11 protein-coding genes are annotated in these 12,327 nt (G+C 35.5%); 7 read left to right on the top strand and 4 right to left on the bottom strand.

What is annotated here, in order from left to right; genetic code table 11:
• Positions 1 to 42: 42 nt before the first annotated feature.
• Both H344_RS21100 and H344_RS0112380 read left to right on the top strand, forming a co-directional pair.
• Entirely contained in the window at positions 43 to 1,602 is a 1,560-nt protein-coding gene (locus tag H344_RS21100; RefSeq protein WP_051254303.1) for a sensor histidine kinase, read from the top strand.
• A 3-nt stretch (positions 1,603 to 1,605) separates the two neighbouring features.
• Entirely contained in the window at positions 1,606 to 1,992 is a 387-nt protein-coding gene (locus tag H344_RS0112380) for a response regulator (RefSeq protein ID WP_026810608.1), read from the top strand.
• Positions 1,993 to 2,127: 135 nt separating this feature from the next.
• On the opposite strand, the gene H344_RS0112385 is transcribed toward H344_RS0112380, so the two are convergent.
• Positions 2,128 to 2,994, bottom strand: coding sequence for a DUF808 domain-containing protein (locus tag H344_RS0112385; RefSeq protein ID WP_026810609.1), 867 nt, complete (start codon positions 2,992 to 2,994; stop codon positions 2,128 to 2,130).
• 338 nt (positions 2,995 to 3,332) lie between these two features.
• Between H344_RS0112385 and H344_RS0112390 the strand changes: the two genes are divergently transcribed.
• The 3 genes from H344_RS0112390 (at position 3,333) to H344_RS0112400 (ending at position 5,431) form a co-directional block, all read left to right on the top strand.
• Positions 3,333 to 3,866 carry a lipid-binding SYLF domain-containing protein gene (locus tag H344_RS0112390; RefSeq protein WP_034256580.1) on the top strand — a complete coding sequence of 178 codons (534 nt, stop codon included), beginning with the start codon at positions 3,333 to 3,335 and terminating at the stop codon, positions 3,864 to 3,866.
• A 232-nt stretch (positions 3,867 to 4,098) separates the two neighbouring features.
• A complete protein-coding gene (locus H344_RS0112395; RefSeq protein WP_026810611.1) occupies positions 4,099 to 4,917 on the top strand; it encodes an SDR family oxidoreductase in 819 nt (272 codons plus the stop codon).
• Between the two features lie 52 nt (positions 4,918 to 4,969).
• Positions 4,970 to 5,431: a hypothetical protein gene (locus tag H344_RS0112400; RefSeq protein WP_026810612.1), complete on the top strand. Its 462-nt coding sequence runs from the start codon at positions 4,970 to 4,972 to the stop codon at positions 5,429 to 5,431.
• A 314-nt stretch (positions 5,432 to 5,745) separates the two neighbouring features.
• Here the strand turns inward: H344_RS0112400 and H344_RS0112410 are convergent, their stop codons facing one another.
• Positions 5,746 to 7,368 carry a beta-N-acetylhexosaminidase gene (locus tag H344_RS0112410; protein WP_026810614.1) on the bottom strand — a complete coding sequence of 541 codons (1,623 nt, stop codon included), beginning with the start codon at positions 7,366 to 7,368 and terminating at the stop codon, positions 5,746 to 5,748.
• 257 nt (positions 7,369 to 7,625) lie between these two features.
• A complete protein-coding gene (locus H344_RS0112415; RefSeq protein WP_051254304.1) occupies positions 7,626 to 8,039 on the bottom strand; it encodes a hypothetical protein in 414 nt (137 codons plus the stop codon).
• A gap of 565 nt (positions 8,040 to 8,604) precedes the next feature.
• On the opposite strand from H344_RS0112415, the gene H344_RS0112420 reads away from it, so the two are divergent.
• On the top strand, positions 8,605 to 10,893 hold the full coding sequence (locus tag H344_RS0112420; protein WP_084148801.1) for a beta-N-acetylhexosaminidase: 2,289 nt from the start codon (positions 8,605 to 8,607) through the stop codon (positions 10,891 to 10,893).
• A 185-nt stretch (positions 10,894 to 11,078) separates the two neighbouring features.
• A complete protein-coding gene (locus H344_RS0112425) occupies positions 11,079 to 11,342 on the top strand; it encodes a hypothetical protein (RefSeq protein WP_026810617.1) in 264 nt (87 codons plus the stop codon).
• A 32-nt stretch (positions 11,343 to 11,374) separates the two neighbouring features.
• Here H344_RS0112425 and H344_RS0112430 read toward each other — a convergent pair whose 3' ends face one another.
• Positions 11,375 to 12,217 (bottom strand): restriction endonuclease, encoded by an 843-nt coding sequence (locus tag H344_RS0112430; RefSeq protein ID WP_026810618.1) that lies wholly within the window; start codon positions 12,215 to 12,217, stop codon positions 11,375 to 11,377.
• Positions 12,218 to 12,327 lie beyond the last annotated feature (110 nt).

The raw sequence follows: 12,327 nt of genomic DNA on the forward strand, positions 1-12,327 counted from the left end.
CATTATTTTTTTAATTAAAATTTAAATTATGCCAATGAAATAATGGAAAAAAGACTCGTCCTAATATCCTTAGCGTTGTTTGTTATAACTACAGCTACTATTTGGAGAATATCTTTTCAAAGAGTTGAGGTTTATCGAACCAATGTAGAGCTAGTAGAAGAAATTAAAGCTGACAATCGCCTTTCTGCCGCGAATCACCAACTAGGTGATTTATATAATTTCAGCAAAAAACATGTCTTTTTTATTAGAGACCTTATCAAATTAGATTTAGAGTCGGATCTTTCTATTGAATTAATTAAAGAAAAACTAGGTCTGTTTCTAAAGACTGATGACAACTATTTCTTAGCCCGATTTATAGATGCTTTGGGGATGGAAATAATTCGAGTTGAGGATAATAAGATATCTGATGTAGATATCATTCAATACAAAGGAAATCGCTATTTTTTTAAGGAGTCCATAAAACTAAAACAGGGAGATTTATATGTTTCTAATTTGGATCTTAATATGGAGCATGGTGAAATAGAAATTCCGTATAGGCCTACTATTCGTTTTTTCACGCCCTTATTTCTTAACGATGAGTTAAGGGGAGTTGTAGGATTGAACTTAAAAGCTCAAAATTGGCTTAATCATTTTAAACGACAAAATGTTGGATTGCTAACCGATAATAGAAAGGATTTACCTGTGGGCTTCGGGGAACTGTACCCTATTTCTGAAGAGGAATTACATCGAAAAAATCTAAACGAGAATCCAATATATTCACATCGTAAGGTAAATTTAGAAGGTAAAACCCTTTTTACACTTTACACTAAAATCAATAATGATCTTATTGATAAAAAGGTGAAGGACTATAAAAAAAGAACGTTTTTATATGCTTTCTTGCTGAATTCTGGTGTGGTTTTATTCCTGTTTATCATCTATAGCTTATATAGAAAGAACGCTGCTATTTACACGCTGAATGATAAGATAGAAACCCGGATTAAGGAAAGAGAATTATTACTTAAAGAAATTCATCATAGGGTAAAAAACAACCTTCAGGTTATTACTGGTTTATTAAGTTTGCAGTCCACCTTTATTAAAGACGAGGCAACAAAGGGGCTTTTTAGATATGGGCAATATAGAATAAATTCGATGTCTATTATTCATGAAATGCTATACCAATCCGACGATTTAACAAAGATAGATTACGAGGAATATTTAAATAGATTGGTGACTAACCTTATCACTTCCATGAAAGGAGATGTTTCTAAGATTAATCTAAGTATTAAGGCGGATGAACTCTATCTTAATTTGGATACCTCTGTGCCATTAGGCCTTATAATCAATGAAATAGTGACTAATTCTTTAAAGTATGGAATTGTAAACGATGAAAAAGGTAGTATTTACATAGAAATTGAAAAATTAGACTACCCAAATTATCTTCTAAAAATTGGTGATGATGGTATTGGGTTTCCAGAGGATTTGGACTTTCGTAATATAAAATCACTTGGTTTAAAATTGATTCATAAATTAGTGGTCCAGGTAAAAGGTAGTATAGAGAAAGACAATTCAAAATTAGGCACCCATTATATAATTAAATTTCAAGAAATAGAAGAAATCTTGTAGGCTATGTCGACAAAAATTTTAATAGTAGAGGATAATATGGTAATCCAAATGTTTTTGGAGTTTACCATTAACGAAATAGACAACGTTGTTATTAGAACTGCTAATAATGGAGAGGAGGCATTGAATATGATGGAAAAAGAGACTCCAGATCTTGTCCTTTTAGATATCGGATTAAATGGAAAGTACAACGGGATAGAGATTGCTGAAATAGTCAATGAAAAATATGGTATCCCCATTGTTTTTATAACTGGTAATTCGGATCAAGCTACGTTAGATAGAGCTAAGAAAGCGAATCCTGAATATATCATCAATAAACCTATTGATGAATATCAATTAAAACAGGAGATTGTTCGAATAATAGCAAAAATATTGGACCGAGATATGGCTTAGGGATAGGATTAATTAAAACTGATTTTAAGTAGTATAAATAACTACATCACCCTGGTGTCTCTGCTAACTTGCTTGTATTTAGATTTCTAGGTGCTGTTTTTCAATTGGGGTCTAATCAATGCGATATTTTAATTCTTACCGTTTTATTATCTTCTTTACTAAGAGAACAATGGATAAACAGATAACGCCCACAATTAAGCCAACTATAAATTCGCCCAATATAGAGGGAATACCAGTAAACCAATGGTGAAGGAATTCCAAGTTATGCATAAAAATACCCCCAGCCACCAATAGTAGAGCTATTGTTCCTATTACTGATAAACTTCTAATTACAACAGGAAGTGCGTTTACCAAAAACCTTCCTATCTTATCAGATATACTATCGTCCTCTTCATTAAGATCAATTAGTTTAAAGCCAAAATCGTCCATTCTAACGATTAGGGCTACAATACCGTATACACCTACCGTTGCAATAAGGGCAATAATAGATACCACTATTATCTGTATTGTTATTGGCTGACTAACCACCGTTCCCAATGCTATAATTACAATTTCTACGGAAAGAATAAAGTCGGTAAAGATGGCCGATTTAATTTTGTCCTTTTCTTGCGCTAATATTTGAGCCTTCGTAAGCTCCTCATGCAACACCTCTTTACCTCCGTGATTTCTATGAAATAGATATTCATGAACTTTTTCTGCTCCCTCATAGGCCAAATATAATCCCCCTAAAAGTAGAATTATAGTTACCGCAATGGGTAAAAAGGCACTAAGGGCAAAGGCAACTGGTAAAATAATTATCTTGTTAAGCATGGAGCCTTTAGTGATAGCCCATAATACCGGTAATTCACGTGAGGAAACAAATCCAGAAGCTTTTTCTGCATTTACAGCCAGATCGTCCCCTAAAATACCTGCGGTTTTCTTTCCTGCAATCTTACTCATTGCTGCTACATCATCCATTAAAGCTGCAATATCATCTAGTAATGCAAAAAAACCTGACGCCATATTTGTTTATTTTAATTTGATAAAGTGGAAAGCAAGATTACGGATTTTTTATTTTTTATAATGCTTTAAAAGCGGTTTTTCTTATTGCTATTGAGATTATTTCCCCAAGTTGAGGATTATTGAGCTTAGTAGCGCTATTGAGTTCTCCAAAGGCAAATAGATTCGATTTACCATTTTAAGAATAAAATATCAAAAACACTAAAACTTTTATTGTTAGGGTTAATTGTCTAATAAACAGGCTATTAAATTTGATATTCAAGAGGGGGTTCCTAAGGTAGTTTAATCTCTGCTGTTATGGAAATACTCTTAAAACTGAATGTTAAATTAAAATATACGTTATGAAAACTTTAAAATTAGTAACAACAATGGTTGTTTTATTGGTGACCTGTGGTTCTTTTGCCCAGAATGATAAGAATCAGAAAATTATTAACGCTGCGGAAGAAGCGAAAACGCATGCTGAAAATATGGATGCAGGATTGGACCTTTTCTTTAACAATGCATCCGGTTATGTAATCTTCCCTAATGTTGGTGAGGGTGCCTTTATTGTAGGCGGTGCCTCTGGAAATGGTGCTGTTTATGAAGATGGGATGTTAGTAGGAATGGCAGACCTCAAAAAATTAGATGTAGGCCTTCAAGCAGGGGGACAAACCTTTACAGAAATCATCTTTTTTGAAACAGAAGATGCACTAAATCACTTTAAACAGGGTAAGTATGAGTTTTCTGCTGAAGCCAAAGCTATTGCTTTAGAAGAAGGTGTTTCAGTTAGCGCTAATTATAACGATGGTGTGGTGGTATTTGTAATTCCAAAGAAAGGATTAATGGCAGATTTATCCGTAGGCGGTCAAAGACTAGCGTTTGTTCCTCTAAAGTAGTCAACATACCCTGATAATTTTAATCACCCTGTTGCTAGCGACAGGGTGTTTTAATTTAAATCTTGCTTAAATGGTGAGTTGCCATAGGGGCAATTGCATTCTAGGAATTGTCTGATAATAAGAATGCCTATGGTATAGTGAAATTTTAACGCTATTCGTTTAATCATTTCCTCTAAGGCAATATACCCGCCTTTGTAACAAGAAATTCTGTAAATTTATATAAAGCAAAAGCATGCAAAAGCCAAATAGAAGACTTGAAAATCAAACTTGTATTGTAACTGGAGCCAGTTCGGGTATAGGTAAGGCAGTGGCAAAGTCTATGGGAATGGAAGGCGGGAATATTGTTGTAAATTATCTTTCAGACAAAAAAGAAGCAGAAGAACTAGCCCATTGGATTTGTGAAAATGCCGATTGTGGTGAGGCCATCGTATTTAAATGTGACGTGAGCAAGGAGAGTGAGGTGAAAGCCATGTTTAATAAAACAGTCACCCATTTTGGAACAGTAGATGTTTGCGTTGCCAATGCCGGAATCCAAATAGACCACCCCCTCCATGAAATGCCTTTAAAGGATTGGCAAAAAGTGTTGGATGTTAATCTTACTGGACAGTTCCTGTGTGCTAGGGAATCCATAATAGAATTTAAAAGAAGGGGAATAAGAAAAGATGTTTCTAAATCCTTGGGAAAGATTATACATATGAGTTCTGTACACGAAGTAATCCCCTGGGCGGGGCATGCTAATTATGCAGCCTCTAAAGGAGGGTTGTTGATGTTGATGGAGAGCATCTGTCAAGAATATGGACCAGAGAAAATACGATGTAATAGTATTGCCCCTGGGGCCATCAAAACAGATATAAATAAGGAGGTGTGGAGTACAAGAGAAGGTGCAGAGGGAATGTTAAAGCTTATTCCTTATAAAAGAATCGGTATTCCCGAAGATATTGGGAGCGTAGCTAGTTGGTTGGCTTCCGATGAATCTGAATATATCAATGGTACAACCATTTTTGTGGATGGTGGAATGACCTGTTATCCAGGATTCACCACTAATGGTTAGATATAGAAGCTTGCAACAGCAGTAGGAATAATAATCTTTTAATCGATATATCATGGAAACGGATAGCGGAAATTGGAAAATTAGACTGGATGATTTGCTTTGTGAGGTAATTTCCTCCAAGGAAGCGTATAGAGAATTATCACTCACGGAAGAGATTCTGCAGAAGCGACAATTTTTTAAAGAACAAGCGGAACAGCGACAAGATTTTGAACAAATCTTAAGTGACGAGATTATTGCCGTAAAGGAGGGAGGAGTATTCAAACGTAAAAAAGAAGGGGTATGTATTTTTGATGACGTAGCGGAAAAAGTGAATAGCAAAAATCTTACTGCCATTGAGGTAGATCGGTTGATTTTACAGCGAGAGCAAGACCTGATTAAAAAATATCAAGAGGTTTTAGCCTATGAAAATATTCCCGATGCCACTAATGCACTATTACAATCGCAGGCAGAAGATATAAACGATATCGCCCAAAAACTGATATTAGATCTGAACCTGGAAGAAAATAACTTTTAGTAGGAATAAGAATTAAAAACAAGAAACATCATTATGAAAAATATTATTAAAGCATTACTAGCAGGATGGGGTGCAAAGAAAATTGGCGGAGGTAAATGTGGGTGTATAGGAACAATAATTGTTTTTATAATTCTCTATTATCTATTGGGATACGTATTATAATTACCACCTGGCGGAATTGAAGGGTCACCAAGAGATGTATATTTTAAAATAAAAAACCGCCAATTAAGGCGGTTTTCATAACTCTTTTTTTTTGGTGATAATATCCTGCTCTAATTTATAAAACGCTGAGCATAGTGTTTAATCACAACTGATTATTTTGGCATTGCCTCCTTTAGGGGAGCGTAATAGATACCGTTGTTCTTCCAGATTTCCAATAGGTTTGGGAGTGTTTTTAGGAAACGATCAAAATCTTTCTGCTGAGGCTGTGTCCAACCCACTTCCGCATAGGCCGCAATTCGTGGAAACGTCATAAAATCCATATACCCGCTAGTAGGTATCCATTCTCCCCACATCTGGCTTCCGGTTCCAATTATCCTATCGTGATATTTAGCGTCTAAATCCTTAGGGATAGGATTAAAGTCATAGGCCCTATTTAAAGGAATATTTTGGTAGGAATAATCTAAATACGTCTCTGTATGCAGAGAATTTACAATATTATACCCTTCTTCGGCTGCTTCTGTCATAAGCTTAATATCTCCCCTCCAAAAATGAATTACCGCAGACTTGGAAAGTTCGGTTTCTGCTTTACTATCCTTTTCAGCTTGATATTCATGAACATTAGTTCCTAGAATCTCGTTCCATCCCATCATTTTTCTCCCTTTACTTTCAATGTAATTGGATATTCTATTAGTAAAATCTACTTGCAGGTCGGCGAAGGTCTTTAGGTTATTATCCTTCATGTAATTTCTAATCTCCTCAGAATTCTCCCAATGATCGTATTTTGCTTCATCCCCACCTATGTGAATTACTTCAGATGGGAATAAGGCCATTACCTCGTCTAATACATCGGTAAGAAAGGAGAAGACCTTAGGATCTACCACATTAAAAATATCCTTACTCACCCCAAAATTAATAGGGACTTCTATTTGTTTTCCAGAAGAGCCTAACCATGGGTAGGCTGCAATTGCTGCAGAAGAATGTCCGGGCATTTCTATCTCTGGCACTACTGTTATGTATCGCTCTTTGGCATAGGCCAGAATCTCTTTTATATCTTCCTGGGTGTAATAACCTTCATGGGGTACTCCAGACTGTATAGGGCTATCCCACTTTCTAGGTCCTACTTGAGTGCTTGTTCTTTTAGATCCCACTTCGGTTAATAGTGGGTATTTTTTAATCTCTATTCGCCACCCTTGATCATCTACCAAATGCCAGTGGAAAACGTTCATTTTTAGTCTGGCCATCTCATTCAGTAGCTTCTTAACCTGATCTTTTCCTTGAAAGTAGCGCCCTTCATCTAACATAAAAGCCCTCCAGCCAAAGCGGGGTTCATCGGTGATATTAATATACTCTAACTCGCTCTTTTCTTCTTTTTGGGCTAGTAGCTGCCTAAGCGTTTGCAAACCGTAAAACAACCCTTGTTCATTGGCAGAAGTGATTAGGATCCCTTTTTTATCTATCGTCAAGCTATAGGCGCCATCGGTTGGATTTGCTTTTTTGCTGAGCTGTAATGTTAAATCCGATTTCCTTTTATCTGTACTTATTACAGATTTCCAATTAAAATCTTCTTCAAACATATTAGAAGCATATTTTAATAAATGACTAAGTGTTGCATTATCCCCAAAAATCTGAACCTCTTCACCAGGGGAATATACTCCATTCTTAGGTTCTACTACATTGGGTTGCGGAATAACACTTATGTTGGAAGGTTGTGCCGTTAAAAGAATGGGAACAAGCAGTAATAAACTCAATGTAAATACTATACTCTTTTTGTTCATTTTAATTTATTTGAATTGATTTATTGGATTAGATTAAATTTAATTGCGGAACATATATGGTTGGGCTGTTCTAAAGGCTGGGAGTTGTGTAGATGCCAACCATTAATTTAGGTTTAAATCTACGGAATATTTAAAAATAGCACCGCTAACCAAGTCGAAAATTAAAATACTATTGATTGGTTTTTTGTTGATTCTATAACGATAATTTTTCCTGTTTGTTCCTTAAAGAGACCAAAAGGTTAATCTGCTATATACGTTTAGGCTTTTTTAATAGTACCGCTTACATAGTTATATATCTCGGCCTTAAGGGTTTTAAAGTCATCCATACAATCCAATACCTCCATTTCTAAATCATCGTGTTTGTGGTAAAACGCAGCATCAAAGGTTTCTTTTCTGAACTGTGCTAAACCCCCAAGATGATTTTCGTGTTTAGAAATCAGTTGACGTAGCTTAGATTTCCTAGCTTCAAACTCTCCTAACCGAGTTAAATATTTCTGTATTCTTTCAAATAAATTAGGAGTATTGGGCTTAAAAATATCGGAGTTTAATAATTGATGAATAAAACTGGTTTCATTCTCCATAAAATGAAGGTCCGATTTCCAATGTTGTATGTGCCAATGTAATTTTTCAATTTTTGGTGGTGTGTTAAACACTTCGTTATTATCTTTCATCTGTTTATATTTTATTGTTTTTTTCGGTCAGATGTAATTCGCCATTAAACATTAAGGTTGGTATCAACTTATTTGTAATGGCTCATTTCATAGGGGTAATTTCTAAAAGTGAGTTATAAAAATTGCCAAACCTTAATGGGGTGCAGAACTGTAATTTACTCGATAATAGAGATTTAAATGCTCCGAGGCTTGCCCGCCCGTGCCGTTCTGGCGGGCCTCGAAATCAATACGTTTTTTTTCCTTTAATGCCTTGTGGGCTTGCCTCAAGGTAGTTTACTAATCTTATCAATCATTAATTGAAACCAATGTGCCGAGGATACATTCCTTAAATCACATTAATTCTCACGCATAGCATTCACCGAAAAATCAGTCCGCAGTAAAATACGTTAGCAACTCATTTTTATCTAATGTAATAATCAATAATAGGCTGTTTTTTAATGAGATACAATGATATTGGTCAGGAAGAATATTAGGGTCAGTTTAAAAAATACTCCCTTTTGTTAATCAACTAATATATAACCCTGAAGGAATTGATTATTTTTAGCGAATAAATTATTTAGGTCTAATGATGAATGTATTTAAAGTACTCCCTTTTCTTCTTATTTTAATTATCACTTCTTGTAAGAAATCAGAACCCATTTTTACTGGAATAATTCCACAACCTAATGAAATTACCTATCAGGAAGGTTCTTTTGAGATAAATAAAAGCACTGTAATTGTGGTTGATAGTAGGGTGGAGGGTGAAAAGCTTGGAGCTGAATTGCATTCATTTTTAAAAGCTAATTTTAATTTAGACCTTAAATTAACCTCTGAGAATCAAGATAATGCTATTCAATTGATACTTTCTGGTGAGGATGAATCAGAAGGAGCTTATGGTCTAACTATCAATAAGTCGGGAGTGTCCATAATAGGAAGTACTTACCAAGGCTTATTTTATGGAATTCAGTCTTTAAAACAACTCCTCACTCCAAAATCAGCCATAAAAGAACCTGTTCTTAACTACCTTAACATTAAAGATGCCCCGGAATTTGGATGGAGGGGAATGATGCTAGATGTATCTCGTCATTTTATGCCTAAAGATTCTGTGAAAAAGGTGATAGATGCACTAGCAATGCATAAGATGAATAAATTTCATTGGCATTTGGTAGATGGAATAGGATGGAGAATTCAAATTGATGCCTACCCCGAGCTCACCAAAAAAGGGGCATGGCGAAAAGTAAAAGAAAACAAGAAGCCATGGGAAGATTTTGAAGTGACCGAAGAAAATGCAGAAGGGGAAGTCTATGGAGGTTACTATACCAAGGAGGATATTAGAGAGATAGTAGCCTATGCAAAGGATCGGTATATAGATGTGATTCCTGAAATAGAAATGCCAGGGCATTCCGAGGCCGCTTTACAATGTTACCCTGAATTCTCTTGTGATATCAATAATATTACTGGTGTGTATTGCGCTGGTAACGATGGAACTTTTCAATTTCTACAAAATATAATTAGTGAGGTGGTAGAATTATTTCCTAATGAATATCTGCATATTGGTGGGGATGAAGTGGGAAAGGATTCATGGTTAAATTGTGATAAATGCAAAATAAGAATGCAAGAGGAAAACTTGCAAAATGGAGAAGAACTGCAGAGCTATTTTGTAAAAAGAATGGAAAAGTTTATACATTCTAAAAATAGGAAGCTTATTGGATGGGACGAGATTCTAGAAGGCGGCTTGCCAGAACGAGCCACGGTGATGTCTTGGAGAGGGGTTGCAGGTGGAATAGAAGCAGCTAATGCCGGACACGATGTAGTAATGTCACCAGGAGATCCATTATACTTTGATCATAGTCAAGGTAAAAGCGAATTTGAACCACCCTCTTGGGGAGGTTATAATAACCTTTTAAAAGTATACGATTTTGATCCTATTCCCGTAGCTATTGAGGCGGATAAAAGACACCATATTTTAGGCGGACAAGCCAATCTATGGACAGAGCAGATAAAAACCTTAAACCATGTTCAATATATGATGCTGCCTAGACTCACCGCTCTTTCCGAAGCACTTTGGACAAAATCTGAAAATAAGGATAAAGAATATTTTAAAGAAAAATTAGATTTACAATTGGATAGATTTCAAGACTTGGGATATAATTTTGCTGGTAGTGCTATGTCTCCCAATTATGAGGTAAGTTATAATAAGGCGAATAAAGTGTTTAGCCTTAGTCTGTTTAACGAACTGAATCAATACGACATTAGATACACCTTGGATGGTTCCGAGCCATCATTAGAATCCAAACTGTATACAGTGCCAATTGAATATACTTCTACTATTGAATTAAATGCTCAATCTTTTAGGAATGGTAAGGCTATTGGGTTTCCCTTAATTAAAATGTTCTCTACTGGCTTTGGAGATCAGGCAACCATCATTTACACCAATCCCTATGACGAGACCTATAGTGGAGGAGGGGATAGGGCACTTGTAAATAATAAATTTGCCACTGCCCGTGGAGACGATCCCAATTGGCAGGGTATTCCGAAAAAGGATTTTGAAGTAGTTGTAGATCTAGGCGATGCCAAGGAACTTTCTTTCGTAGGGCTTAATTACTATCAGGACATAGGCGCCACTTCCGTAATGCTTCCTACTCATGTCACCATTTCTATTTCAAAAGATGGACAAGACTATAAGACTGTTTTAGACCAGCCTATAGAAACCTTAGAAAAAAGGGAGCCTATTATTAAAAAGATAGTGGCCAATTTTGCTAATCAAACGGTTTCCTATATTAAAATTACTGCCAAGAATAGAGGAACATTGCCAGAGTGGCATTTGAGAAGAGGGGATGCCTGGATTTTTATGGATGAGATATCTATAAAATAAATGGTAGTAAATAAGGTGGCTCCAATTTATTTAGGATGAAATTTTAAGCAAAAAAGGGCTTAGCTGATTTATATCATATCTAATCAGGAGGTTGTTGATTAAGTTTGCTAATCTCAGGATCAAATTAAAGTACTACGGATCTATGATGGTCTCGAGAATATTATATAATATTAAAATTGAGACGTATGAAAGCTAGGGCTAAATTGGAAAACTTAAACTGTACTGCAGATAAACAGATTATTGTTCGAAACCTGAGTCGCATTATGAATATCAGGGTTCTTGAGGTCAATATTGATTCAAGTACCATTGACTTCCTATATTCCACCTCCGTTGTGTTTGAGCAAGCTCAGCGCGAATTGTGGAGGATTGGTTTCCCTATAAAGTCTTGTGCACTTAGTGGATTTGATCAAAATACGGCTAAAAAAGAAATAAGGGTAGAAATGGCTTAAACCCTCGTTTGTTTAAAATGTTATTTGTGTAATTACAGATTACATAAATTCTTTATTTCGTTAATAACCCTTTTTGTTCTCAAAGCTGAAATTCCAATTTTCTCTAATGCATGTGGAGCATTAAAAAGCTCAACGGTTAAAATTATATCGTTCTCAATTAGTTGGTGTTTTTCTTTCTTAGTCAGCGTAGTTAAAGTGGTAATAGGATAGAGAGCATAATGATCTATATTGTGTTTTATCCCATTGTTTTCTGGGTAATCCCAACTTAATAATTGCAGCCCTACACAATTGGAGTAGTCTATAGCATCTGAAGAAAACCGGGTGTTGGTAACTAGCCAGCCTTGTTTGAGGTGCGATTTTTTTACAGGGTCCTTATTCCAACGATTTTGAATATCTAGAAAGCGCGAATTAATGTATAATGGCACCTTTACACCACTAATTGATTTGGGGTCTGAGTGAAATTTGCATTCTACCGCATAGGAGTTCCCGTCTTTCTGGGCTAGCACATCTACTTCATGAGTAACACATTCCCCTTGTAGAGTTACACTAACCTGAGTTTCAAAACCTTTTTGACGGAGTAAGGCACCAATTAATCGTTCAAAAGGAAACCCCGTAGGTCCTAGGTCCAATATAGCGCGCTTTAAACTGTATTTGGAAGCGGAAATACGGTTGTGTTTTTTTAATAATGAAAATACCTTTTTATATATTTCCTTGGAAGGCATGCCATCATAAAGTGTGGGAGTAATATGCGCAACAATATTTTCTATCTCCTCTTCCGAGGCCTTACTTCTTCTTAGGGAGTTTTTTAATTTTTCGACTTTAAATTCTTCAATCTCTCCATTAAATTTTTTAATATATATTGGATTGTTTTCCATGTTTTTTATGCTATTTTTTTACTGATTTTATAATAGACCATCGCTGAGAAATCTAAGGTAAGAATAATCCTAAAACTCATAGCGCCTATCGTCCTAATTTCAAATATACC

The organism is Arenibacter latericius DSM 15913 (assembly GCF_000424985.1).
In the GTDB taxonomy this organism is placed as follows: Bacteria; Bacteroidota; Bacteroidia; order Flavobacteriales; family Flavobacteriaceae; genus Arenibacter; species Arenibacter latericius.